At 64.8% G+C, this 23,552-nt stretch carries 23 protein-coding genes; 11 read left to right on the forward strand and 12 right to left on the reverse strand.

What is annotated here, in order from left to right; genetic code table 11:
• Positions 1-137: 137 nt before the first annotated feature.
• From efeU to efeO (MesoLj_RS04085), 4 genes are read left to right on the forward strand one after another with little or no spacing between them, the layout of a single operon-like run.
• Positions 138-983 (forward strand): iron uptake transporter permease EfeU, encoded by an 846-nt coding sequence (gene efeU / locus MesoLj_RS04070; protein ID WP_202325161.1) that lies wholly within the window; start codon positions 138-140, stop codon positions 981-983.
• On the forward strand, positions 980-2,155 hold the full coding sequence (gene efeO / locus MesoLj_RS04075) for an iron uptake system protein EfeO (RefSeq protein ID WP_202325162.1): 1,176 nt from the start codon (positions 980-982) through the stop codon (positions 2,153-2,155). The genes efeU and efeO (MesoLj_RS04075) overlap by 4 nt, the downstream gene beginning before the upstream one ends.
• Complete coding sequence (gene efeB / locus MesoLj_RS04080; protein WP_202325163.1) at positions 2,152-3,450, forward strand: iron uptake transporter deferrochelatase/peroxidase subunit; 1,299 nt, start codon at positions 2,152-2,154, stop codon at positions 3,448-3,450. Before efeO (MesoLj_RS04075) ends, efeB begins: the two co-directional genes overlap by 4 nt.
• Before the next feature lie 38 nt (positions 3,451-3,488).
• On the forward strand, positions 3,489-4,304 hold the full coding sequence (efeO, locus tag MesoLj_RS04085) for an iron uptake system protein EfeO (protein ID WP_202325164.1): 816 nt from the start codon (positions 3,489-3,491) through the stop codon (positions 4,302-4,304).
• Between the two features lie 90 nt (positions 4,305-4,394).
• Here the strand turns inward: efeO (MesoLj_RS04085) and MesoLj_RS04090 are convergent, their stop codons facing one another.
• Positions 4,395-5,048: an outer membrane protein gene (locus MesoLj_RS04090; protein ID WP_140770941.1), complete on the reverse strand. Its 654-nt coding sequence runs from the start codon at positions 5,046-5,048 to the stop codon at positions 4,395-4,397.
• Between the two features lie 186 nt (positions 5,049-5,234).
• Between MesoLj_RS04090 and MesoLj_RS04095 the strand changes: the two genes are divergently transcribed.
• Positions 5,235-5,750: a GNAT family N-acetyltransferase gene (locus tag MesoLj_RS04095; RefSeq protein WP_244735288.1), complete on the forward strand. Its 516-nt coding sequence runs from the start codon at positions 5,235-5,237 to the stop codon at positions 5,748-5,750.
• A gap of 68 nt (positions 5,751-5,818) precedes the next feature.
• On the opposite strand, the gene MesoLj_RS04100 is transcribed toward MesoLj_RS04095, so the two are convergent.
• The 5 genes from MesoLj_RS04100 to MesoLj_RS04120 form a co-directional block, all read right to left on the reverse strand.
• The gene (locus MesoLj_RS04100) at positions 5,819-7,990 is read right to left on the reverse strand and encodes a malate synthase G (RefSeq protein WP_202325165.1); all 2,172 of its coding nucleotides are present in this window, start codon (positions 7,988-7,990) and stop codon (positions 5,819-5,821) included.
• Between the two features lie 268 nt (positions 7,991-8,258).
• Entirely contained in the window at positions 8,259-10,301 is a 2,043-nt protein-coding gene (locus MesoLj_RS04105) for a hydantoinase/oxoprolinase family protein (protein ID WP_202325166.1), read from the reverse strand.
• Positions 10,302-10,589: 288 nt separating this feature from the next.
• Positions 10,590-11,216: a CDGSH iron-sulfur domain-containing protein gene (locus MesoLj_RS04110; protein ID WP_140770946.1), complete on the reverse strand. Its 627-nt coding sequence runs from the start codon at positions 11,214-11,216 to the stop codon at positions 10,590-10,592.
• Positions 11,217-11,337: 121 nt separating this feature from the next.
• The gene (locus MesoLj_RS04115) at positions 11,338-11,709 is read right to left on the reverse strand and encodes a hypothetical protein (RefSeq protein WP_140770948.1); all 372 of its coding nucleotides are present in this window, start codon (positions 11,707-11,709) and stop codon (positions 11,338-11,340) included.
• 124 nt (positions 11,710-11,833) lie between these two features.
• A complete protein-coding gene (locus tag MesoLj_RS04120; protein WP_244735289.1) occupies positions 11,834-12,082 on the reverse strand; it encodes a DUF1127 domain-containing protein in 249 nt (82 codons plus the stop codon).
• 228 nt (positions 12,083-12,310) lie between these two features.
• Here MesoLj_RS04120 and MesoLj_RS04125 point away from each other — a divergent pair, with 228 nt between their 5' ends.
• Positions 12,311-13,828, forward strand: coding sequence for a winged helix-turn-helix domain-containing tetratricopeptide repeat protein (locus tag MesoLj_RS04125; protein WP_202325168.1), 1,518 nt, complete (start codon positions 12,311-12,313; stop codon positions 13,826-13,828).
• A 12-nt stretch (positions 13,829-13,840) separates the two neighbouring features.
• On the opposite strand, the gene MesoLj_RS04130 is transcribed toward MesoLj_RS04125, so the two are convergent.
• From MesoLj_RS04130 to cysK, 3 genes are all read right to left on the reverse strand, one after another.
• Positions 13,841-14,197: a hypothetical protein gene (locus MesoLj_RS04130; RefSeq protein ID WP_140770954.1), complete on the reverse strand. Its 357-nt coding sequence runs from the start codon at positions 14,195-14,197 to the stop codon at positions 13,841-13,843.
• A gap of 68 nt (positions 14,198-14,265) precedes the next feature.
• A complete protein-coding gene (locus tag MesoLj_RS04135) occupies positions 14,266-15,753 on the reverse strand; it encodes a pyridoxal phosphate-dependent decarboxylase family protein (RefSeq protein ID WP_202325169.1) in 1,488 nt (495 codons plus the stop codon).
• Between the two features lie 13 nt (positions 15,754-15,766).
• Positions 15,767-16,855 carry a cysteine synthase A gene (cysK, locus tag MesoLj_RS04140; RefSeq protein ID WP_202325170.1) on the reverse strand — a complete coding sequence of 363 codons (1,089 nt, stop codon included), beginning with the start codon at positions 16,853-16,855 and terminating at the stop codon, positions 15,767-15,769.
• Between the two features lie 249 nt (positions 16,856-17,104).
• Here cysK and MesoLj_RS04145 point away from each other — a divergent pair, with 249 nt between their 5' ends.
• From MesoLj_RS04145 to MesoLj_RS04165, 5 genes are all read left to right on the forward strand, one after another.
• Positions 17,105-19,087, forward strand: a complete 1,983-nt coding sequence (locus MesoLj_RS04145; RefSeq protein WP_202327166.1) for a transcriptional regulator — start codon at positions 17,105-17,107, stop codon at positions 19,085-19,087.
• 100 nt (positions 19,088-19,187) lie between these two features.
• Positions 19,188-19,367 (forward strand): hypothetical protein, encoded by a 180-nt coding sequence (locus MesoLj_RS04150; RefSeq protein WP_056576321.1) that lies wholly within the window; start codon positions 19,188-19,190, stop codon positions 19,365-19,367.
• Positions 19,368-19,444: 77 nt separating this feature from the next.
• Entirely contained in the window at positions 19,445-19,825 is a 381-nt protein-coding gene (locus MesoLj_RS04155; protein ID WP_202325171.1) for a YkvA family protein, read from the forward strand.
• A 118-nt stretch (positions 19,826-19,943) separates the two neighbouring features.
• Complete coding sequence (locus MesoLj_RS04160; protein ID WP_202327167.1) at positions 19,944-20,417, forward strand: DUF2127 domain-containing protein; 474 nt, start codon at positions 19,944-19,946, stop codon at positions 20,415-20,417.
• Between the two features lie 70 nt (positions 20,418-20,487).
• The gene (locus tag MesoLj_RS04165; RefSeq protein ID WP_202327628.1) at positions 20,488-20,661 is read left to right on the forward strand and encodes a hypothetical protein; all 174 of its coding nucleotides are present in this window, start codon (positions 20,488-20,490) and stop codon (positions 20,659-20,661) included.
• Positions 20,662-20,685: 24 nt separating this feature from the next.
• Here the strand turns inward: MesoLj_RS04165 and MesoLj_RS04170 are convergent, their stop codons facing one another.
• The 3 genes from MesoLj_RS04170 to MesoLj_RS04180 form a co-directional block, all read right to left on the reverse strand.
• Positions 20,686-21,225: a cytochrome b gene (locus MesoLj_RS04170; RefSeq protein WP_202325172.1), complete on the reverse strand. Its 540-nt coding sequence runs from the start codon at positions 21,223-21,225 to the stop codon at positions 20,686-20,688.
• A gap of 188 nt (positions 21,226-21,413) precedes the next feature.
• Positions 21,414-21,722 (reverse strand): UBP-type zinc finger domain-containing protein, encoded by a 309-nt coding sequence (locus MesoLj_RS04175; protein WP_023777710.1) that lies wholly within the window; start codon positions 21,720-21,722, stop codon positions 21,414-21,416.
• 63 nt (positions 21,723-21,785) lie between these two features.
• Positions 21,786-23,483, reverse strand: a complete 1,698-nt coding sequence (locus MesoLj_RS04180) for an FAD-dependent oxidoreductase (protein ID WP_202325173.1) — start codon at positions 23,481-23,483, stop codon at positions 21,786-21,788.
• Positions 23,484-23,552: the final 69 nt, after the last annotated feature.

Consider the following 23,552-nt stretch of genomic DNA (forward strand, 5'->3'; position numbering starts at 1 on the left):
GCCTCCCTTGTGCCGCCGCGGCGGTCGAGAATAAAAGCTGACCGCTCCGCACAAGTTTTCGGTTCCCTCATGGAAAGCGGCAACTTCGGCGGATGCAGCCTCCAAAAAGCCTCCTCGTCGGCGTGGCTGGACAGACAATGCTGGTACCGTTCCTGATCATGTTCCGCGAGGGCGTCGAGGCGGCGCTTATCGTCGGTATCATCGCCAGCTACCTCAAGCGCACCGGCCGTGGCGCCTGGATGCCGGTGGTGTGGATCGGTATCTTCCTGGCGCTTGCCTTCTCGCTTGGCGTCGGCGCGATCCTGCAATTCGCCAGCGTCGAGTTTCCGCAGAAGGCGCAGGAACTGTTCGAGGCCGTCATCGGGCTGGTCGCCGTCTGCGTGCTGACCTCGATGGTGTTCTGGATGCGCAAGGCGGCCCGTTCGATCAAGGCGGAGCTGCACAATTCCATCGACGCGGCCTTCGAGACGCCATCGCGCAAAGGCTTCGGCCTGATCGCCATGGTCTTCCTGGCCGTGGCGCGTGAAGGTGTCGAGTCGGTGTTCTTCCTGCTCGCCGCCTTCCAGCAGGAAAACAGTCTTGCGCCGCTGGCGGCACTTGCCGGCGTGCTGCTGGCGGCGGCTGTCGGCTACGGCATCTATGCCGGCAGCGTGCGGCTCAACCTCAGGCGCTTCTTCGGCTGGACCGGCGCCTTCATCCTGATCGTCGCCGCCGGCCTGCTCGCCAATTCGGTCAACGCGCTGCATGAGGCCGGCCTGTGGAACCATGGACAGACGATCGTCTTCGACGCCAGCGGCGTGCTGCCTATGGACAGCCCGCTGGGCTCGGTGCTTTCAGGCATTTTCGGCTATATCGACGCGCCAACGGTCAGCGAGATCGCCATCTATCTCGGCTTCCTCCTGCCGTCGCTGTGGCTCTTTCTGGCCAACCGGCCGGGCCTGCAATCGGCAACGGCCTCCAAGCAAGGGCGGCCGGCGACATGACCGCGACGCCGCAATCCCCCGTATTGCCGCGCACGGCGGTCCGCATCGGCCTGGCGCTTTCCCTCATGCTGCTGGTCGTGGCTGCCGCCGCCTTCACCTATGCGACACGGGTCGCGCAGGAAGGACGCCATCTCGCGGCATCGGCGACCTCGGTGGCGATCACCGGAAAATCCTGCGAGCCCAACGAGCTGAGCGTCGCCGCTGGTCGTCATGTGTTCCAGATCGAAAACCGCTCCGACCGCGCCGTTGAGTGGGAAATCCTCGACGGCGTGATGGTGCTGGAAGAGCGCGAGAACATCGCGCCGGGCTTCACCCAGACCTTGGCGACGCGGCTCGAGCCCGGTGATTACGCCATCACCTGCGGTCTGCTCTCAAACCCGCGCGGCAGGCTGCACGTTCTGCCGGCCGCCAATGCCGGCGCCGCACGGAAACCTGATCTTGCCGCCTATATCGGCGCGCTCGCCGAATACAAGGTGTTCCTGGCGACCGAGACCGATGCCTTCGTCCAGGCGGCCGGCACCTTTGCAGACGCGGTCAAATCGGGCGATCTGGCGGCGGCAAGGACGCTCTATCCGCCGGCAGAGATCGCCTATGCGCATCTCGCGCCGGTGTCGCCGCTGTTTTCAGACCTCGACGCGGCCATCGACGCGCGCGCCGATGCTTTCGGCCAGCGTGAGGCCGATCCGGATTTCGGCGGCCTGCATCGCCTCGAATACGGGCTGTTCAGCCAGGGCGGCACGGACGGCCTCGCTCCGGTCGCCGACAAGCTGGCGGGCGACGCGGCGCTGCTGAAGACGCGCATCCACGATCTGCGCATCATACCCGAAAGCATGGTCAGCGGTTCGGTTGCGATCCTCGAGCGGCTTGCCGCTCCAGGTCCCGACTTCGGCGACAGCCCCTACGCCCATGGCGACCTCACCTCCTTCGAGGCGGCGGTGACGGGCGTGCGCAAGGTATTCGACCTTCTGCGTCCGATCGCGGCCAAGAGCGCGCCCGAGATCGTGACGTCGCTCGACAAGGATTTCACCGTGCTGGGGGACATGATCGCGGTGCGCCGCGCCGGAGCCTCCGACGCGCTGTCCGATCCCGCCAAGGCCGAACTCGGCAAGGCGGCAACCGTGCTCGCCGGCGACCTCACACGATTGCGCGAAACCATGGACCTGACCCAATGACAGCCGGGGGAAAACCAGACAAACCGAACGCGGCCTTCTCGCCCTCGCGCCGGTCCGTGCTGATCGGCGCGGTCGCCGGGGCGCTCGCTCCGCAGGCCGCCGTGGCGGCCAGCGCCGGCAGCGTGACCAATGCGCCGGAGAGCGACACGATCGACCAGCGGCAGCCCTTCCATGGCGAGCACCAGCCGGGCATCGTGACGCCGCGGCCCGCGGCCGGCCTCGTTGCCTCGTTCGACGTGCTTGCCCAGAACCGCGCCGGACTGCAGCGGCTGCTGCGCACGCTGACCGAGCGCACGGCCTTCCTGATGGCGGGCGGAACGCCGCCCGTGCTCGACCCGAAGTTTCCCGCCGCCGATTCCGGCATCCTCGGTCCCGTGGTGACGCCGGACAATCTGACGATCACCACCTCGCTCGGCGCGTCGATCTTCGACGATCGTTTCGGCCTGCGCGCGCTCAAACCGAGGCATCTCGTCCGGATGACCTCCTTCTCCAACGACGCCCTGCAGGAAGAGTTCTGCCACGGCGACCTGTTGCTGCAGTTCTCGTCGAACACGCCGGACACCAACATCCATGCGCTGCGCGATATCGTGAAGAATACGCCTGATACACTGCTCCTGCGCTGGAAGCAGGAAGGTTCGGTGCCTGTGCGGCCGCCGAACCCGGGAAAGCCCAAGCAAAGCGCCCGCAACTTCCTCGGTTTCCGCGATGGTTCGGCCAATCCGGATTCCACCGACGACGAGCTGATGAAGCGGATCGTCTGGGTGCAGTCCGGCAGCGCCGAGCCGGCCTGGACGTCAGGCGGTTCCTACCAGGTGGTGCGCCTCATCAGAAATTTCGTCGAGCGCTGGGACCGCACGCCGCTGCGGGAGCAGCAGACGATCATCGGCCGCCAGAAGGCCAGCGGCTCGCCGCTGGAAGGCGGCACGAGCGAGGCCGATGTTCCGCACTTCGCCAGCGACCCCCAGGGCAGGACCACGCCGCTCGACGCGCATATCCGGCTTGCCAATCCGCGCGACGCCGAAGCGCAGAAGCACCTGATCCTGCGCCGGCCCTTCAACTATTCGAATGGCGTCAGCAAATCCAACCAGATGGATATGGGCCTGCTGTTCATCTGCTACCAGGCCGACCTCGAACAGGGTTTTGTCGCCGTGCAGACCCGCCTCAACGGCGAGGCGCTCGAGGAATACATCAAACCCTTTGGCGGCGGCTATTTCTTCGTCCTGCCGGGCGTGCAGGACGATCAGGATTATCTCGGCCGGTCACTGCTCGAAATGGCCGCTTCGACGCATGCCTGAACCCCGAACCCGCTTCACACCATGAGAGGATATATCCGATGAGAACCCTGCTTGCCGCCTCCGCAATCGCGCTGCTGACCGGCCTCGCGCCGGTGCACGCCGCCGTCTCGCCGCTCGATCTCGTCCAGCCGATCGCCGACTACAAGCTCTACGTCCAGGGCAAGATCGAGACGCTGGTGACCAGCACCAAGGCGTTTACCGACGCGGTCAAAGCAGGCGACCTCGCCAAGGCCAAGGCGCTTTATGCGCCGGCCCGCGTCAACTACGAGACCATAGAGCCGATTGCCGAATTGTTCTCCGACCTCGATGGCGCCATCGATTCGCGCGCCGACGACCATGAGCAGAAGGAAAAGTCCGCGGACTTCTACGGCTTCCACCGCATCGAATACGGCCTGTTCAGCCAGAACACCACGGATGGCCTCGGTCCGCTGGCCGAAAAACTCGACGCCGATGTGCTCGACCTGCAGAAGCGCGTCGCCGGCCTGACCGTGCCGCCGGAAAAGGCCATCGACGGGGCGGCCGGGCTGCTCGAGGAGGTGGCGTCCAGCAAGATTTCAGGCGAGGAAGACCGTTACAGCCACACCGATCTGTGGGATTTCCAGGCCAATATCGACGGCGCCCAGAAGATCGTTGCCCTGGTGCATCCGCTGGTCGAGAAGGAAAACCCCACCTTGATCAAGACCGTCGACGACAATTTCGCCACCGTCGACGCCATCCTGGCCAAGTACAAGACATCGGATGGTTTCGAGACCTACGACAAGCTGTCGGACGCCGATCGCAAGGCGCTGGCCGGCCCGGTGACGGCGCTGGCCGAGGATTTGTCCAAGCTGCGAGGGACGCTGGGATTGAACTGAGGGTTCGCGCGGGGCCGCGGATCGAAATCGATCGCGGCCCAGACCGTCGGGCAGTGCGGACATCAAGCGCCGGCGTTGCGTGGCCGGGAGTCAGAATTTGTAGGCAACGGCAGCGCGAACGACGCTGAAATTCGTCTTCACCTCATAGGACGCGAACGGGTCAAACCCGAAATCCTTCTTGCCAAGGTCGACGTAAAGATATTCCGCACGGACCGTCCAATTGTTGTTGAAGGCATATTCGGCACCGCCGCCGACCGCATATCCGGTCTGGAACTTGCTCTCGGCCGCCGCGAAGACATGCTCATCAATTTTCACATTGCCCATCGCAACGCCGGCTGTGACATAAGGAAGCCAGCGATCAAAGGCGTAGCCGACGCGGCCTCGGATCGTTCCGAAGGCATCCAGTCTCGCTTCAGCGCCGAGGCCGCCACCATCGACGCCCGGCGAAAATTCTTTCTTGAATCCCAAATAGTTGATGTCGCCTTCAACACCGAGAACCCATTGACCGTACTGATAGTTGACGCCGACCAAACCGCCACCGGTGAAATTCCCGATGTCAGCCGAGCCGAGAATGCCGGTGTAATCTCCGTCGACTTTGCCGAAGGCGCCGCCGGCGTTTGCACCGACATAGAAGCCGGTCCATGAATATGGGATATCCATGGCAGCCACCGGTTGAACAATGTCTGCCGCTTTGGCCCCAGTGATGGTCATGCCTGCAAGCAGGAAACCTAAAACAAGTCGCATGGATCGCCCCCAAGCCGAGTTGTCGTCACCACTATCATGGTAAATGTACGCTAAAATTCCCGGAAAGCTGTATCAAATATGGCCACTCTTCTGACTAAATTAGTGATTGCCAATACGCTGCACTCGTGAGGCCAGCGCCTGACGGGTCGCGTAGTCTCACGATGATGCACTCACCGGGGGGTTGGGATGGTTTCGATTTTGCCGGCGCGCGGCACCGAGGACTTCGAGACAATGGCCGGGCTTTGCCGCAAGCTTGCGCTATGGGATGCCGAAGCGGTGCAGCCTTACGGTGTCTCGGCAGAAGACGTGATGGCGATTTTCCATCCCGAAACGAGCGGCGGCGGATTGGCGGCGAAGTTCGGCGCGCCGGATGCCATGGCGTTCATCGCGCGATCGGAGAACCAGCCGGCGGGTTGCCTCGCCTTCGACCGGTTCGACGACGAGACGGCGGAGGTTCATAGGTTCTTTGTCGATGAATCGTTTCGCGGAAAGGGGATTGGCCGTGCCCTGATGGGGGCCGCGCTGGGGGAGATCAGGAAGGGCAGGAGCCGGACAGTGCTGATCCACACGACGTTCTACATGACGAGTGCGGTCGCCGTGTACGAGTCGTTCGGCTTCAGGCCTTGCCCGCCCTTTCGCGAAACCCCCGAGCATGTCAGGCATACCGACGTCTTCATGTCGCTCGCGATCCGATCCTCATAAAGGGGATGAGGAACGCTGGCGCTTCCGCCCGTGCTCGGCCAGTGCGTAATCTCTTCTGGACCTTTTGTTCAGGCCCGCTCTTTCGCCTTCAGTTCCAGCCGCCGCGCGTGCAGCACCGGCTCGGTGTAGCCATTCGGCTGGCTGGTTCCCTTGAACACCAGGTCGCAGGCGGCCTGGAAGGCGATCGAGGTGTCGAAATCCGGCGCCATCGGCCGGTAGAGCGGATCGCCGACGTTCTGGCGGTCGACGATGGCCGCCATGCGCTGCAGGGAATCGCGCACCTGGATTTCCGAACACACCTTGTGGCGCAGCCAGTTGGCGATGTGCTGCGAGGAGATGCGCAGCGTGGCGCGGTCTTCCATCAGGCCGACATCGTTGATGTCGGGCACTTTCGAGCAGCCGACGCCCTGGTCGATCCAGCGCACGACATAGCCCAGAATGCCCTGCGCGTTGTTGTCGAGCTCGCGCTGGATCTCGTCGGGAGTCCAGTTCGGCCGCACCGCCACCGGCACCGAAAGGATGTCGTCGAGCTTCGCCTTCGGGCGGCTCTTCAGCGCCGCCTGTACGGCATGCACGTCGACCTTGTGGTAGTGGGTCGCATGCAGCGTCGCCGCGGTCGGCGACGGAACCCAGGCGGTGTTGGCGCCGGCCCTGGGATGGGCGATCTTCTGTTCCAGCATGGCCGCCATCAGGTCCGGCATCGCCCACATGCCCTTGCCGATCTGGGCATGGCCGGCCAACCCGCATTCGAGCCCGGTGTCTACATTCCAGGCCTCATAGGCGGAAATCCAGGCGGCCTGCTTCATGTCGCCCTTGCGGATCATCGGCCCGGCTTCCATCGAGGTGTGGATTTCGTCGCCGGTGCGGTCGAGGAAGCCGGTGTTGATGAACACGACGCGTTCCCTAGCCGCGCGGATCGCTTCCTTGAGGTTGACGGTGGTGCGCCGCTCCTCGTCCATGATGCCCATCTTGATGGTGTTTTTCGCCATGCCGAGCAGCGCTTCGACGCGGTCGAAGATCTCGACGGCGAAGGCGACCTCTTCCGGCCCGTGCATCTTGGGCTTGACGACGTACATCGAGCCGGCGCGGGAGTTGGCGCGGCGGCCCTTCGGTCCAACATCGTGCAGCGCGATCAGCGCCGTCAGCGCGGCGTCCATGATGCCTTCCGGCACCTCGTTGCCGTCGCGGTCCAGGATCGCTGGATTGGTCATCAGGTGGCCGACATTCCTGACCAGCATCAGCGAGCGGCCGGGCACGGTGAGCTGGCCGCCGGCGGGCGCGGTGTAGGCGCGGTCGGGATTGAGCTTGCGGACAAAACTCTTGCCGCCCTTGGTGATCTCCTCGGCGAGATCCCCCTTCATCAGGCCGAGCCAGTTGCGGTAGACGACGACCTTGTCCTCGGCATCCACCGCCGCGACTGAATCCTCGCAGTCCTGGATGGTGGTCAGCGCCGATTCCAGGATGATGTCGGCGATGCCCGCCGGATCGGTGCGACCGATCTGGTTGGCGCGGTCGATCACGATCTCGATGTGCAGCCCGTTTTTCACCAGCAGCACGGCATCGGGATTGGCGGCATCGCCACGATAACCGACGAATTGCTTGGGATCGGCCAGCGTGGTGCCGCCGGCGCCGGCGCCGAGCTTCAGCGCGCCATTGGCCACCGACAGCCCGTTGACGCCTGCCCATTTGCCCGAGGTGAGCGGCACCGACTGGTCGAGAAAATCCTTGGCCCAGGCAATGACCCTGGCGCCACGCGCCGGATTGAAGCCCTTGCCTTTTTCCGCGCCGCCTGTCTCGGGAATGGCATCGGTGCCGTAGAGTGCATCGTAGAGCGAGCCCCAGCGCGCATTGGCGGCATTGAGCGCATAGCGCGCATTCATCACCGGCACGACCAGCTGCGGCCCGGCGACGACAGCGATTTCCGGGTCGACATTCTCCGTCGACACGCTGAAGGCCGGCCCCTCGGGGAGGAGATAGCCTATGTCCTTCAAGAAGGTCCTGTAGACGTCCATGTCGACGGGCGCGCCATTGTCGCGGTACCAGCCGTCGAGCTTTTCCTGCATGGCGTCGCGTTTTGCCAGAAGCGACCGGTTCTTCGGAGCGAGATCGTGGACGATGGCCGAAAGGCCGTTCCAGAACGCATCGGCGGCGATGCCGGTGCCGGGCAAGGCCTCGCCAGCCACAAAATCATGCAGCTCGCGGGCAATCCGCAATCCGGCGATCTCGACGCGATCGGTCATCAGGCTACTCCAGATGAAAGGCTTTGCGGGGCGTTTGGCATGTTGAGTTTGCCGGGTCAATTCAGCTTAGGGTGAAGGTGCCGTATTTAGGTAAGGTTGGCGAAGCGCCGATCTCCCCCCTCGAGGGGGAGATGGCCGGCAGGCCAGAGGGGGTCGCCCGACATAAGGCGCTAGCCTCTTCTGTTCAAAGCAGGAGGTCGCGTCCCGTCGAACCGACCCCCTCTGTCGCCTTCGGCGACATCTCCCCCTCGAGGGGGGAGATCAGCCGCTACACCGCGATCCTTGGCCGTCCCGAGGCCACCGCCACCACATGCGCCTCGATGAACATGCGCTGGGCTTCGACCGTCGAAACACGGAACTCGGTCGCGACGTCGATCTCCGCGTTGTCGGTACCTGCGTCCCGGGCGCGCTCGGCGACAATCGCCCGCACATCGGCCTCGGCCGCCGCGATCGCCGCCGCCTCGTCGAGGAAATCGCGCACCGTCTCACCCGAGGCAAGCCGGAACAGCCCTTCCTTTGGCTGGCTGACCCGCGCTTCGGCCGAGACCCTGACCTGGCCGACGACGGCGCCGAGCGCGTTGGCGACATCGGTGTCTTCCGGCACCACGCAATCATTGCCGACCAGCGGCGCCAGGCCGGCATAGTGCAGCGGCGCCGAGGCGCCGAGGCCGATGACGGGGCGGTCGAGCGCGACGCTCAGCCGGGCGATACCGGGATGGGCGTCGACGGCGCGCTGCACCAGCGCGTGCGCCACGGTCGCGGCGCCATCGAGCCCGTCCTCGGCGAAAGCGGTTTCAAGGATGTATTCGGCCGACCAGCGTGTCAGCGTCACCAGCACCCGCTCTGAGATCACCTCCGGTGACGCCGCTATAGGTTGGCCACGGCCGTCGCGCTTGCGGGCAAACAGGTCGGCGCCAAGGCGGGCGGTGGCGGCATCCCAGTTGGCCTGCTTGCCAAGCACATGCGCCGCGTCCGACGGGGTGAAGCCGCAAATATGCACCAGCCCGCGCGAGACCAGCCGGTTCAAGGTGGCGTTTTGGGCATTTGACGTCAGCAGCCGGTCGAGGGCGAGCGGGGTCGCGCCGATCGCCTCGTAGAGCCGCGCTTCCGGGGCGGTCAGCCCGGCGGCGAGCCTGTCCGGCACGCCGGTGCGAACCGCGAAGCGGCCGTCCATGCGGCCGGTGTTCGGCGCGCGCAGCTGACGCTCGAGCTCTGACGTCACCGCCTCGCCATGCGCCATGCCGGCCAGCGCCAAAGGCACCAGGCGGCGCGGCCCAAGCAGGATTTTCGGGTTGAGCGCGCCATCCTCCAGCGCCACTTCGGAATCGCCGCCCAGACCGAAAGTGCGCATGGCAACGGCCTCGACCATGGTGCGGAAGCCGCCGACGGTGGCGCCTTCCGGATCGAGCCGCGGCCGGCCGTTGTCGAGCACGGCGACGTCGGTGGTGGTGCCGCCAATGTCGGACACCATGGCATTGTCGAGCCCAGTCATGTGGCGGGCACCGACCAGGCTGGCGGCGGGGCCGGAGAGAATGGTCTCGATCGGCCGCTGGCGGGCGAACGCCGCCGAGACCAGCGCGCCGTCGCCGCGCACCACCATCAGCGGGGCGGCGATGTTGCGCTCTGCGAGAAAGCCTTCGGTCGCCGCCACCAGCCGGTCGATCATCGAGATCAGCCTGGCGTTGAGCAGCGTGGTCAGCGCCCGGCGCGGGCCGCCGAGCTTGGCCGACAGTTCGTGGCTTGCCGTGACCGGCAGGCCGGTTTTCTCGCGGATCAGTTCGCGGGCGGCAATCTCGTGCGCCGGATTGCGGGTGGCGAAATAGGCGCAGACGGCAAAGCCCGACACCGAGGCACCGAGCTCCGGCAAGGCGGCCTCAAGCCCGGACAGGTCGAGCTTGGCGGCATTGCCGTGGACATCGTGGCCGCCCGGGCAAAACACCACCGGATCGGTGCCGAGCGCCGTCTTCAGCCCGTCACGGGCGAGGTCGGCCTCGGAGAAGCCGATCATGACCAGCGCGACGCGGCCGCCCTGGCCCTCGACCAGCGCATTGGTGGCGAGCGTCGTCGACATCGAGACCAGCTTGATGTCAGCCGGATTGGTGCCGGCCTTTTCGAGCACCGCGTCGACGGCGCCGGAAATGCCGACGGCCAGATCGTGCCTGGTGGTCAGTGACTTGGCCTTGGCCAGCACCTTGCCCTTGTTCGGCCCCTGCTGCGGGCCTTCGGTTTCAGACCACAGCACGGCATCGGTATAGGTGCCGCCGGTGTCGATGCCGAGGAACAGGGGTTTTGGCTTGGTCTTGGCGGTCATTTTTTTGCAGGTCCGGAAGGGCAAATTTCTCTGGCCCAGCCCTTAGCCGATACGGACTTACGGATAAAGGCGCGAGCGCTGGGCCAGCGTAATCTCCGCCCTTCGAGGGGGATGTCGCCGAAGGCGACAGAGGGGGTCGGTTCGACCGGATGCGACGACCTTCTAGCCTTGAAAAGAAGGATGCCAGCGCCTCACGCGCCGACTTTCTGCCGCAGGAGGTCGCGTCCCGTCGAACCGACCCCCTCTGGCCTGCCGGCCATCTCCCCCTTGAGGGGGGAGATTCCTACCTTAGCCCACAAATCCAACCTTCTTGTGCGACCCGTCGCAAAACGGCTTGTTGGCCGAGTGGCCGCAGCGGCACAGGAAAGCGACCGTCGTGCGATCGATCGTATGGCCGGTGCCGGTGACGATCTCGAGATTGCCCTCGAGCTTGAGCGGGCCGTTTTTCGTCGGGGTGACATTGAGCGGGCCATTGCGCGCTTCGAGTGCCGGCGCTTCCTTTAACGGCGGCTCGCCGGTGGCGGTGAAGCCGGCCTTGATGTGGCTGTTGTCGCAGAACGGCTTGTTCTGCGAGGCGCCGCAACGGCAGAGCGTGGCGCGATGGAAGGTCTCGTCGCCCAGGACGATTTCGGCGTGCACGGCCAGCGGGCCGTTTTCACGGACGCGCACGGTGTTGACCACCGGCGGCTGCTCCTGCGGGCCACCATCCTTCCTGATGTAGGTGATAGCGCCCGATGGGCAATTTTCGGCCAGTGCAACAATCTTTTCGACGCTGGCCGCCTCTGGGTGGATCCACTGCCCCGGCGCATTGGGCACGAAGACATGCGGGTCGCCGAGCACGCAATTGCGCGAATGGATGCAGCGCTTGCCGGAAAATCCGACGTCGATTTTGTCGCTTTCGACCATGCCGGCCATCGCGGTGCTCCTGTTGCCTGGAGCACGCCGCGTTTCAAAGGAAGCCGCGCGGCGTGCTCGGGGTGATCGTCTCGGCGCAGGCTAGGGCGCCAACAGGAAAACCGTCAAGCTGGCAAACCGGTCAGGGGACGAGATTGATCTCCTCGGTCTCGCCGCCGCTGCAGGTGTAGCAGCAATCCTCGCATTTTTCCTTGTTGCCGGGGCCGACGCCCCAGTAGGTGCCTTCGTCGCCATCGACCCAGGCGCCGTAGCAGATCGATTCGCCCTCATTGCAGGAGATCGGCAACGACTTGGTCTCGCCGTCGTCGAGATAGAAGTCCTTGCCATCGCCAGGCCAGACATAGTCCCGGTCCTGGCTGTAAAGCTCGATGCGCATGGCGTTGGGATGGCTATTCTTGATGGCAAAGGTGACGTCGCCGGCATGGGCGGACGGTGCAAACAGGACAGCAAGCGAAAACGCGGCGGCAAGCCGGCGCGCGGACGTGAAAGACATGGAAACCCCCGATGAAGAATCGGCCCTGACGGCCGATCGGGGTTATGCCATGACGCGGGCGGGCGCTAAAGGGATGATGGTGACAATTCCTGACTTAATCCGACGCCGGATCTCAAGACTTCGCCTATCGCTGCCAGAACGGCAGCTTGGCGATCTCATCCTCGACCTCTCGTCTGGTCAGGCCGATATCATCGATCAGATGCGGATTGACCTCCGAGATTCGCTTGAGGTCCCAGCGATAGCGCGTCCGTTCGCGCCAGATAGCGATGGTGTTTCGCAGAGTGACAAGGCCATAGCGACGACGGGGCGCCTGCCCGACGGTGGTTCCCCGCCCTACGGCCGGATGCGGGGCCGATGCAAAGCTATTGGTCATGGCAACCTCCATGTGGCTTGGGAGCCCAAACGGTTTGAGAATGGGCAACCCTCGAACTGAAAGAGGCTGAATTCTGCAGGATACGGACGGCGCCGTAATTAAAGCCCGCCAAATAGTTCTCAAAAGTTCCAAATGGCTCTAACCCTTTGTTTTGGCGTCATTCCCCCGGGAAAGCGCATCGCGTTTTCCGATAAACCGCCTCACGCTTTTCCCGGAATTGCTCTATAGATGCGCCTCATGCAGGGATCGCGCTTTGCCTTTGGTCCGTTCGTGCTTGATCCGGGTGCGGGAACGCTGCTTCGGAACGACGATCCCGTTGCCGTCGGCTATCGCGGGCTGAAGCTGCTCGCGGCGCTCGTCGGACGGCCAGGCGAAATCCTGGAGAAAGCCGAATTGATGGATGCGGCGTGGCCGGGCACGGCGGTCGAGGAAGGCAACCTCACCGTCCAGATCGCACAGCTGCGCAAACTGCTCGGGCCGCCCGCCGACGGCGGCGAATGGATATCGACGGTTCCGCGCGTCGGCTACCGCTTCACGGGCGCCATCGAGCAGCTCGACCGCGCGAAGCGAAAACCCTTGCCGCTGCCCGACAAACCATCGATTGCGGTGCTGCCTTTCGTCAACCTCGGCAACGATCCCGAGCAGGAGGCCTTCGCCGACGGGTTGACCGAAGATTTGATCACCGACCTGTCCCGGGCCCCGGGCCTGTTCGTCATCGCGCGCAACTCGACCTTTGCGTACAAGGGCAAGGCGATGGACGTGCGCGCGATCGCCGAGGAGCTTGGCGTGCGCTACCTCCTGGAAGGGAGTGCGAGGCGCGCGGCGGGGCGCGTGCGCATCAACGCACAGCTGGTCGACGCGCTGAGCGGCGAGCATCTGTGGGCGGAACGCTTCGATCGCGGTCTGGACGATATCTTTGCCGTCCAGGACGAGGCCACGGCCAAGATCGTGGAGGCGCTGCTCGGCAGGCTGCGCGCGCCACCGGCACGCAACCGCCCCACAAACCTGGAGGCCTACGATCTGTGCGTGCGGGCGCGCAAGCTGATCGACGATTCACCGCAATCGGCACGGGAAGCGCATCTGATGCTGACGCGCGCGGTGTCTCTCGATCCGGCCTACGCCGAGGCCTATCGCTGGCTTGCCATGAACCACTGGATGGGATGGGTGCATTGGGGTGAGCCGGTCGAACCCAACCGCCGCATTGCCCTGGACCTGGCGCGCAAGGCCGTGGCGATCGACCCCAACGATGCCGGCTGCCACTGGGTGCTCGGCAATCTGCTTGCCTATGAGCGCAGCTTCGAAGAGGCCGATGCCGAATTCGCCAGGGCGTTCGAGCTCGACCCGAACGAGGCGGACGCCTGGGCGACACTGTCGGACATCACGACACTGGCCGGGCGGGTCGAGGAAGGCCTTGAGCAGATCCGCAAGGCGTTTCGGCTGAATCCATTTCCGGCAAGCTGGTACTATCTCACCCTTGGCCAGGCGCAATATGCGGCGCGCGACTACGAGGCCGCCGTCGAGACGCTGCGCCGGGACGAGACCTACCGGACGAGCTCACGCCGTTTCCTGGCGGCAAGCCTGGCCCAACTCGGCCGGCTCGACGAAGCGCGCGCCGAGGTCGAGCTGTTCCTCGTCGGCAACCCGCATTTCACAACCCGCCACTGGGTCTGGACGGAGCCCTTCCGCGACACCGCAATGCTCGAGCATTTCGTGGACGGTTTCCGCAAAGCCGGGCTGCCGGACTGACGTGCCGGTCGATCACGGCACCAGATCGATCGTCTCGGTCGAGTGTTCCACGCAGATGAAGCAGCAGTTGTCGCAAGGCTGATCGTTGTCCGGCCCGACGCCGGCGGAGATCTGGTCGTTGCCGTCGACCCAGGCGCCATAGCAGATGCGCTCGCCCTGATTGCAGGACAGCGGCACCGATTTCTGCGAGCCCGGATCGATCAGGAACACCTTGTCGTTGCCCGGCCAGACCGTCTCGCGGTCGCGGCTGAACAGCTCGACCGCAACCGCGCGGCTGTGCAGGTTCTTGACGAAGAAGGCCATGTCGGCGGCTTTGGCTGAATTGGTGAAGACCAGCGCCACGAGCACGGCCATACGAAAGAGCGTCACGGTCTGGCCTCCCGAATCATTGCCGCAGAATCGCATGGCCGCCCGTGCCTGTCGCTCGCGTTTTCTGACTATTTCCCGGAAGGCCCCTGCGCCGTGATCTCCCGCCCCAGCCGCAGCGTCTCACCGACCAGAAGGTCGAGGTCGTCGCGCCTTGTGCGATGGTTGGCGATCGCCACGCGCAACCAGTGCTCGCCATGCACTGTGGTGTCGGAGAGGGTGGCAATACCCTGTTCCTGCAGCCGCAGCATGATCTCGGTGTTGAGCGCCTTCAGCGCCTCGCCAGTGACGCCAGGCTGGTAGCGGAAGCAGACAATGTTGATGGTCGGCTGTATCGCCAGCTCCAGCAGCGGCTCGGCATCGATGCGTTCGGCGAGATAGAGTGCCTGCGCGATGTTCTGGTCGATCAGGCGGCCGAATTTGTCGACGCCATGCTCCTTCAGCGCCATCCACACTTTGAGCGCGCGAAAGCCGCGCGACGTCTGCAGGCCGTAGTCGTGCAGCCATTCGCCGGAGGCTAGACCGCGCGGCATCGATTCCAGATATTCCGGCGTCACCGCGAAGGTCCGGCGATGCGCGATTGCGTCCCTGACCAGGGCGCAGCCGACCTCGAATGGCGCGTGCAGCCATTTGTGCGGATCGAGCGCGACCGAATCGGCCCATTCGATGCCGGCAACGCGATGCGCGTTCTCAGGCGCAATCGCAATCAGCGCACCGATGCAGCCGTCGACATGAAACCACAGGTCTTCCTCATGAGCGAGTTTGGCCAACGCCCGCAGATCGTCGATCGCCCCGGTGTTGACCGTGCCGGCATTGCCGATGACGCAGGCCGGTCTGAAACCCGCCGCGCGATCCTCCGATATGGCTGCTCGCAGGGCCGGTATATCGATGCGCAACCCGGCGTCGGTCGGGATCCGGCGCAGCGCCCGGTTGCCGAGGCCAAGCGCTTCCATTGCCTTGCGATGGCAGGAGTGGATCTGGTCCGAGCCATAGAAGCGCAGCGGCTTTTCGATCGCGGCGACGCCGTGCTCGCGCACGTCGATGCCGGCCTTGGTGTTGCGCGCCACCGTCAGCCCGATGATGTTGGCCATCGAGCCGCCGCTGACCAGCGTGCCGGAAGCGGAAGCGGGAAAGCCCAGCATCTGTTTGCACCAGTTGACCACCTGACCGTCCATCAGCCCGGCGGCGTGGTTGCCGCCGCCGAGGTTGGAGCCCTGGATTGCCGCCAGGAAGTCGCCGAGCGCACCGGTGAAGTTGCTCGAGCCCATATACCAGGCCCAGAAACGCGGATGGACGTTGCCCATCGGGTAGGACATCACGGTGCGCGAGACCTCGCCATAGACAGCGGCCAGCGGCGCGGGGAAGCGCGGCAAGGGTGCCGCGAAGGCTTCTCTCACATCCGCCGGCATTTCCCGCCAGGCCGGCCGGTCCCTGACATGACGCAGATAGTCGACGGCATCGTCGATGACCTGGTGCGACAGGGCCTGGACAGAGGCCCAGTCGGCGGGGTCAAGCGTTTCCTCGGCCACCAGCCCAAGGGTCTCCTGCGCGATATCCATGACCGGGCTCCCGTCAAGCCGCCGGGAACTGGCAGCCAGGCGTCGAGCGCGACAGCGCCATCTCGTCGGCATCCATCTCGGCCTCGATGCCGTCGAACAGCGGCGTCGACATGTAGCGCTCGCCGGTGTCGGGCAGCATGCACAGGATCACCGATCCGGGCGCTGCCTTCTCCGCGACCTGCCGTGCCACGGCGAAGGTGGCGCCACCGGAAATGCCGGTGAAGATGCCTTCCTTCTGCGCCAGGGCCTTGGCCCATTTGATGCCCTCGGGCCCGGCGATCGGCATCACTTCGTCATAGAGGCTGGCGTCGATGGCTTCCTGCAGGACATTGGGGATGAAGTCCGGCGTCCAGCCCTGGACAGGATGCGGCTCGAAAGCCGGATGGCTGGCGGCTGGCGCCCCATGCGCGCCGCGCTGCTGCGTCTTGCCGCTGCCGACCAGCTGGGCGTTGGCCGGTTCGCAGAGCACGATGCGGGTGTCCGGCCGCTCGCGGCGCAGCACGCGCGCCACGCCGACGACGGTGCCGCCAGTGCCATAGCCGGTGACGAAGCAATCGAGCCGCGACCCGGCGAAATCATTGACGATCTCGCGCGCCGTGGTCGCCTCGTGGATGGCCGCATTGGCCGCCGTCTCAAACTGGCGGGCGAGGAACCAGCCATTGGCCTCAGCCAGTTCAACCGCCTTCTTGTACATGCCGAAGCCCTTTTCGGCGCGCGGCGTCAGCACCACCTTGGCACCAAGCATGCGCATCAGCTTGCGGCGTTCGACGGAGAAGCTGTCGGCCATGGTGACGACCAGCGGATAGCCCTTTTGCGCACAGACCATGGCGAGCCCGATGCCGGTGTTGCCGCTGGTCGCCTCGACCACGGTCTGACCAGGCTTCAGCGCGCCGCTGCGCTCGCCCTCCTCGATGATGTTGAGCGCCAGCCTGTCCTTCACCGAGGCGCCTGGGTTGAAGAACTCGGCCTTGATATAGATCGTCGCATGGGCCGCCCCAAGATTGTTGATGCGCACCACCGGCGTGTCGCCGACAGTGTCGAGAATGCTGTCGAACAGGCGGCCGCGTCCGGCCGTGGTCCTGATTTTCTGCTTATTCAACATCGTTGATCTCCTCGATCGTGTTCATCTTCACAGGCCGGTTACAAACCGGCGGCTTGGGCGGCGAGGTTTCGAGACATGGCCGCGCTAGGACTGACGTGCCGACGATGCGGCAATAACGGTACCCGGCGTGGAAATTCGCCGCCGGATGCGCTGTGTCGTGTTTGGTGATACAGCAAAGGCCGGCGGATCAGCGTGGGAGCAGGCGTGGAAACGGACGTGGAATCCGCACCATCGAGGCTGGACGGCGACATGCCGCGCCTGTCGGTGCGCTTGCTCGGACCGCTGGAAATCTTGCGTAATGGGACGCCGGTAGCGCTACCGGCATCGCGCAAGCTGCGCGCGCTGCTCGCCTATCTGGCGCTGGCGCCGCACGCGGTTGGGCGCAGCCGCCTGTGCGAGCTGTTGTGGGACGTGCCCAACGATCCACGCGGCGAGTTGCGCTGGTACCTGAGCAAGCTGCGCGCGGCCCTCGACACGCCGGACCGGCGCCGGGTCGAGACACGGGGCGACACGGTGGCGCTCGATCTCGATGGCTGCTTTGTCGATGCGCTGGACGTCACCCGCGCCGCCGCGCAAGGGATCGGCACGCTCGACAGGGAGCGGTTGCGGGCGCTGTCAGAACTCTTCGCCGGCGATTTGCTCGACGGGCTGGACCTCGAGCGCAGCCCGCTTTTCGACAGCTGGCTGATCGCCCAGCGCCGGCGTTTCCAGGCGTACCACGCCGCTGTGCTCGAACAGCTTGCCGTAAACCATCCGGCGGGCTCGCCCGAAATGTCCATGCATCTCGACAAATGGGTCGAGCTGGCGCCGTTCGACACGCGCGCGCATCTGGCCTTGCTGTCCAGTCTGGCGGAGCGCGGCGCCATCGGCGCGGCCGAGGAGCATCTGGCTTCGGCGGCTCGCCTGTTCCAATCGGAAGAACTGGATTTCGCCCCGCTTCGCGCGGCCTGGCAGGCAATCCGTGACCAACAGTCCGGCAGCTCGCTCAAGGCGCAACCGGCCACACCATCGCAATTGGCAGTCCCATCGGATGCCGGCACGGTCGAGCCAAGCCAGGCCTCGCTGGCGGTGATGCCGTTTGTCGAGGAAGCCGGCGAGGGCACACGCGGCGGGCTTGCCGACGGCTTCACCCATGACATCATCACCCGCCTCGCCAAACTCCGCGATTTCTTCGTCATCGCGCGCGGATCGGTGTTTGCGCTGGCTGAAAAAGCCATCGCGCCGGAAGAAGCCGGCAGAAAACTTGGCGTCGACTATGTCGCCACCGGCACGGTGCGCAACGCGGCCGGCCGGCTGATCGTCAGCGTCGAGCTCATCGAGGTGCGCACGGCCAGGATCGTCTGGGCGGAGACCTTCGAGCGCCGGCCCGACGACATTTTTGCCGTGCTCGACGATATCGGCGACAGCATCGTGTCGTCGATCTCTGCCGAGATCGAAACGGTCGAGCGCAACCGCGCCATGCTGAAGGCACCCAATTCGCTCAACGCCTGGGAGGCCTACCATCGCGGCCTCTGGCACATGTACCGCTTCACGCAGGCCGAGAACGAGCAGGCGCGGCATTTCTTTGACAAGGCCTTGCAGCTGGACCCCACCTTTGCCCGCGCCTATGCCGGCCTGTCGTTCACCCACTGGCAGAATGCGTTCCAGCGCTGGGGCGACCGCGACCGCGAAAGCGCGCTGGCCTATGAGAGCGCCGGCCACAGCCTGCTGGTCGACGACCACAATCCGGCCGCGCACTGGGCGATGGGGCGGGCGCTGTGGCTGCGCGGCGAGCAGGATGGATCGCTCTCCGAACTAGGGCGGGCGGTGGATCTCAGCCCGAATTTCGCGCTCGGCCATTACGCGCTGTCCTTCGTCCACTCGCAATCGGGCGACCCGCGGGCGGCGATAAGCTCCTCCGACCATTCGCGTCATCTCAGCCCCTTCGACCCGCTGCTGTTCGGCATGCTGGGCTCACGCGCTATGTCGCATGTCCGGCTCGGCCAGTTCGAAGAGGCGGCCGAATGGGCGCTGAAAGCGGCGGCGCGGCCGAATGCACATACCATCATCCTGGCGATTGCCGCGCACTGCCTAGCGCTGGCCGGCCGGCTCGACGAGGCACGCGGCTTTGCCGCCGCCATCCGCAAGACATTGCCTGATTATCGCGCCGACGATTTCATCGGCACGTTCCGCTTCGATCCCGATGCCGAGGCGCTGTTCCGGCAAGGCGCAAGGCGCATCGGGCTCAGCTGATTTTCGCGCTGGAATTGCGTCCGTTAACGAAGTCGGAAGGAGTTGTTTAACCGTTCACCTCTATGTGACCTCCCGGGGGGTCCATGGCAAAGTGAGTATGATGAGCGACAGCCCCGACAAGCGCAGCAACGAATGGCGCGCCATTCTCCACGTACAGGCCCGCGTCGCCGTCCTGTTCGTTCCGGTTGTCGCCAGCCTGCTGATCATAGCCGCGCTTGCCGGCAACGAACGCAAATCCGTTCCCGATGTCGACCGCACCGTAACCGGGTCGGTGCGATAGACGGCACGACAGCCGGCCGCGAACGCTGCCGGTTGTGCGCTATTGGGCGCGTCGTCCTTTGGCGCTACAGTCATCCAATGGCTACAGCACTGCGCGAATGGGCCCGAGCGATCAAGCGCGACGTGCATGCGCTCTACCTTGCCGCGCGCGATCCCCGAACGCCGTGGTACGCCAAGGCGCTTGCTGTGTGTGTCGCGGGCTATGCCTTGTCTCCAATCGACCTGATTCCCGATTTCATCCCCCTGGTTGGTTACCTCGATGATGCGATCCTGGTTCCCTTGGGGGTCCTTGCCGTGGTCAAGATGATACCGCCCGAGGTCATGGCAGAGCACAGGGAGGCCGCCGCCCTCGCCGTTGACAGGCCCGTGAGCCGCAGCGCGGCGGTGATGATCGCCTGTATCTGGGCCGCCTCGGTCGCGCTGGCGGGATGGCTGGCGTATCGATACTTCGCCGGCTGATATTGAAGCCGCGCCCTGTAACGTGGAACAACGCGATTGCGCTCCCGAATGCGTCTTTGGAGCGACTCCATCGGCATGGGGTTTTCGTGGTTGGTTGTGAGGTGGGTTCTTGAAGCGCATCGATGAACACCGCATCCACCAGATCTTCAAAGTCAGCCTGTGGCTGAAGGGCGCGCATGCCCTGATCGAATGCATCGGCGGGATTCTGCTCTATGTCGTCACCACCGATACCATTGCCTCCTGGGTCAATGCCCTCACCGCGGAGGAATTGATCGAGGATCCCAACGACTTCATAGCTGGCCATCTGTCGCGGATGGCAAGTCATTTTTCGATCGCCAGCAAGGAGTTTTATGCCTTCTACCTGCTTAGCCACGGCCTGATAAAGCTTGCCTTGGTGGTCGGGCTTTTGAGAGGCAAGCTCTGGTCTTACCCTGCCTCGCTCGCGGCCTTGGGCTTGTTCATGGTCTATCAAGTCTACCGCTACTCATACACCCAATCATTTGGCCTGCTGGTCCTGACCGTCTTCGATGCGGTCGTCATGGTGTTGATCTGGCACGAGTGGAGGATCGAGCGGCAACACAAGCCGGCATGATGGTTGAGTTGCCGGCGGAACCCCACGCACTGTCGGACATTGTGTTCCAGGACAGCCCCTGGAGGACATGATGACCAGAGCTTTCGATATCAACGACAACACGGAAGAAAATCCGAAGCGCCCGCCGCAGCCTGAGACCGGTGACGACCTCAGGAAAAAGAAGGTCGAAGGAAAGGCCTTCCAGGTGAATGAAAACAGCGTCGACAATCCGGCATCCGCGCCGGTGCCGCCAAAGCGGGACTGATCGAAGGAAGACGGCGTGCACCAGTCAGGGCGTGCTTTCCGGCAGCATTCGCTTGAGCACGTCATCCCTGCGGATGAAATGATGCCACAGCGCCGCCGCCGCATGCACGCCGGCAAGGATGAGGATCGAATTGGCGCAGAGGCTGTGCAGCTCCCTGATGAACCGGGCCGTGTCGCGATCCGGCGAAACTGGCGCCGGGATGGTGAAAAGACCGAAGAAACTCAGGGCATCGCCCCTGTACCAGGTCAGCAAGATTCCAAGCACGGGAATGGCCATCAGCAGCGCGTAAAGCGCGAGATGCGCAACCTTGGCCGCCCATCGCTCAAGCGGTGACATTTCCTGCGGCAGGCCGGGCGTCCCCAGCGTCAGGCGCAGGCCGACACGGATGACGACCAGCGTGAAAAGCAGCAGCCCGAACGAAATATGCAGCCACCAGACGAGCGCGCGGCCGGGATCGCCGCGCGGAAAGAGCTCCTCCACATAGGTCAGGCCATAAAGGCCGATGACCAGCAGAAACACCGCCCAGTGAATGGCCTTCTGCGCGCTTGTATAGGTGGGGTGCATGCGAGGCTTCCAGTTTTGAATACTTCTAAACTAGCCGTGATCATGTCAAAGCTTTGTCGGGCGACGAGCCCGTTGGCCGTGCCCGGGCCACAGCTCATGCCTTGGACGACAAAAAGCCCGGACGAACCGGGCTTTTCGGATTCTGAATCGTCGGGCGGTTCGAGTTCCGCTTTCCGCCCGATGCGGCCTCAATAAAACCTTGGGATCGGGCCGTTCTGCGGCGTCGTGCGGTCGCCTAGGTCGAGAAAAACCTCGTCGACATAGCACCAGCCCCAGCCTTCCGGCGGATCGTAGCCCTCGATGATGGGGTGGCTGGTGGCGTGAAAATGTTTCGTCGCGTGGCGGTTGGGCGAGTCGTCGCAGCAGCCGACATGGCCGCAGGTGCGGCAGAGCCGCAGATGCACCCACCACGAGCCGCTCTTCAGGCACTCCTCGCAACCGAGCGCGCTCGGCGTCACGTCCTTGATCCCAGCCGCATGCTTGCATTCATCCGCCATCACACTCTCCTGGCCAGTTGAGGCTCAACTCTTCCTTTTTTTGCGCTTTTCCCGGGAAAAGCGTTACACACTTTTCCTGAAATTGCTCTCCGCGGCGTGGGTTCCGTCCTGCGCGAGATAGGCATGCAGCGCAGCCACCACCTGGGCGCCTTCGCCGACAGCCGCCGCGACGCGTTTGACCGAACCGCAACGCACGTCCCCGATGGCAAACACCCCGCTGCGGCTGGTCTCCATCAGGCCCCGCTCCGGTCCGAGCTCGGATCCGGTGCGGATGAAACCCTTGGCGTCCAGCGCCACGTTGCACTGCGCCAGCCAGTCGGTGTTCGGATCGGCGCCGATGAACAGGAAGAGATGGCGGATCGGGCGTGTCGTCTGCTCCCCGCTGACGCGGTTGCGCCAGCGCACGCTGGCAAGATTGCCTTCCTCGCCCTCCAGCGCCTCGATCTCGGTTTCGGTCAACACCTCGATGTTCGGCTGCGCCTTGATGCGCTCGACCAGGTAGCGCGACATCGAGGCATCGAGGCTGCCGCCGCGCGCCAGCAGCGCCACCTTGCGCGCATGGCTGGCAAGATAGACCGCCGCCTGCCCGGCCGAGTTGCCGGCGCCCACCAGCGCCACCTCCTGGTCGGCGCAAAGCCGCCCTTCGATGGGCGAGGCCCAATAGTGCACCGACGTGCCCTCGAACCGCGACAGATTGGCGACGTCGAGACGCCGGTAGCGCGCGCCACTGGCGATCACCACGCTGCGCGTGCGCACGGTCTCGCCGTCGCCGACATCGAGCAGGTAGCGGGCGCCTGAATTGTCGGCCGCGGCGCTCAGCAGCTTGGCTTCGTCCGGGATCACCATTTCGACGCCGAATTTCTGCGCCTGGTTGTAGGCGCGCGCCATCAGCGCCATACCGGTAATGCCCGTGGGGAAACCGAGATAGTTCTCGATGCGCGAGGAGGCGCCGGCCTGCCCGCCGAAAGCCCGGCAATCGAGCACGATGGTCGACAATCCTTCCGACGCCGCATAGACCGCCGCCGCCAGCCCAGCCGGCCCGGCGCCGACAATGGCGACGTCATACAGCGTGTCGGCATCGATCGGCCTGAGCAGGCCGATACAGCGGGCGAGGTCCTTCTCGCCGGGATTCATCAGCAGCCTGCCGTTCGGGCACAGCACGACCGGCAGATGGTGGGGATCGACGTCGAAGCGCTCGACCAGGGTTTTCGCGCAGGGATCGCTGGCGGAATCGAGCACACGGTGCGGCTGGCCGCTGCGGGCGAGGAAGCCTTGCAGCCGCAAGACATCGGCATTGCCTGATGGTCCGATGATGATCGGTCCGCTGGTCGCGCTTTCCAGGAGCCCGACGCGGCGCAGGATCAGCGCCCGCATGATGCGCTCGCCGAGATTGGCCTCCTGCACCATCAGGTCGCGCACGCGCTGAGAGGGAATGACAAACGCCTCGACAGGCTCGGCGGCCTCGGCATTGACCAGCGAAGGGCGGGCCGAAAGCTGCGCCAGCTCGCCGACGAAGCTGCCCGGACCATGCGTGACGATCGTCTCGCGCCGGCCGAGCCCGCCGTCCTGGGTGATATCAACCCTGCCCGACAGCACGACGATCAGGCCGGGCGCCACATCGCCGGCCCTGATGATGTGCTCGCCGGCGGCGTAGAAGCTGGCTTCGCCGAAACGGCGCATGTGGTCGATGTCGGTCTCGCTCAGCGTGGGAAACGCCTGATCGCGCCGGGCGCCGAAGATTGCGGTGCTGGATTGAGACATGGTTTTGAGCGTAGCGAAGCAGCCGCGCGGTTTGAAGCGGTTTGTTGGCGGACTGGCCGAAAGGGGAGG

Origin of the sequence: Mesorhizobium sp. 113-3-9 (assembly GCF_016756515.1) — a bacterium.
In the GTDB taxonomy this organism is placed as follows: Bacteria; Pseudomonadota; Alphaproteobacteria; order Rhizobiales; family Rhizobiaceae; genus Mesorhizobium.

Bases quoted from the DNA above. Each gene is read 5' to 3' on its own strand.
- efeU (WP_202325161.1), top strand. From the start codon at position 138: ATGCTGGTACCGTTCCTGATCATGTTCCGCGAGGGCGTCGAGGCGGCG.
- efeO (WP_202325162.1), top strand. From the start codon at position 980: ATGACCGCGACGCCGCAATCCCCCGTATTGCCGCGCACGGCGGTCCGC.
- efeB (WP_202325163.1), top strand. From the start codon at position 2,152: ATGACAGCCGGGGGAAAACCAGACAAACCGAACGCGGCCTTCTCGCCC.
- efeO (WP_202325164.1), top strand. From the start codon at position 3,489: ATGAGAACCCTGCTTGCCGCCTCCGCAATCGCGCTGCTGACCGGCCTC.
- MesoLj_RS04090 (WP_140770941.1), bottom strand. From the start codon at position 5,048: ATGCGACTTGTTTTAGGTTTCCTGCTTGCAGGCATGACCATCACTGGG.
- MesoLj_RS04095 (WP_244735288.1), top strand. From the start codon at position 5,235: ATGGTTTCGATTTTGCCGGCGCGCGGCACCGAGGACTTCGAGACAATG.
- MesoLj_RS04100 (WP_202325165.1), bottom strand. From the start codon at position 7,990: ATGACCGATCGCGTCGAGATCGCCGGATTGCGGATTGCCCGCGAGCTG.
- MesoLj_RS04105 (WP_202325166.1), bottom strand. From the start codon at position 10,301: ATGACCGCCAAGACCAAGCCAAAACCCCTGTTCCTCGGCATCGACACC.
- MesoLj_RS04110 (WP_140770946.1), bottom strand. From the start codon at position 11,216: ATGGCCGGCATGGTCGAAAGCGACAAAATCGACGTCGGATTTTCCGGC.
- MesoLj_RS04115 (WP_140770948.1), bottom strand. From the start codon at position 11,709: ATGTCTTTCACGTCCGCGCGCCGGCTTGCCGCCGCGTTTTCGCTTGCT.
- MesoLj_RS04120 (WP_244735289.1), bottom strand. From the start codon at position 12,082: ATGACCAATAGCTTTGCATCGGCCCCGCATCCGGCCGTAGGGCGGGGA.
- MesoLj_RS04125 (WP_202325168.1), top strand. From the start codon at position 12,311: ATGCGCCTCATGCAGGGATCGCGCTTTGCCTTTGGTCCGTTCGTGCTT.
- MesoLj_RS04135 (WP_202325169.1), bottom strand. From the start codon at position 15,753: ATGGATATCGCGCAGGAGACCCTTGGGCTGGTGGCCGAGGAAACGCTT.
- cysK (WP_202325170.1), bottom strand. From the start codon at position 16,855: ATGTTGAATAAGCAGAAAATCAGGACCACGGCCGGACGCGGCCGCCTG.
- MesoLj_RS04145 (WP_202327166.1), top strand. From the start codon at position 17,105: ATGCCGCGCCTGTCGGTGCGCTTGCTCGGACCGCTGGAAATCTTGCGT.
- MesoLj_RS04150 (WP_056576321.1), top strand. From the start codon at position 19,188: ATGAGCGACAGCCCCGACAAGCGCAGCAACGAATGGCGCGCCATTCTC.
- MesoLj_RS04155 (WP_202325171.1), top strand. From the start codon at position 19,445: ATGGCTACAGCACTGCGCGAATGGGCCCGAGCGATCAAGCGCGACGTG.
- MesoLj_RS04165 (WP_202327628.1), top strand. From the start codon at position 20,488: ATGACCAGAGCTTTCGATATCAACGACAACACGGAAGAAAATCCGAAG.
- MesoLj_RS04170 (WP_202325172.1), bottom strand. From the start codon at position 21,225: ATGCACCCCACCTATACAAGCGCGCAGAAGGCCATTCACTGGGCGGTG.
- MesoLj_RS04175 (WP_023777710.1), bottom strand. From the start codon at position 21,722: ATGGCGGATGAATGCAAGCATGCGGCTGGGATCAAGGACGTGACGCCG.
- MesoLj_RS04180 (WP_202325173.1), bottom strand. From the start codon at position 23,483: ATGTCTCAATCCAGCACCGCAATCTTCGGCGCCCGGCGCGATCAGGCG.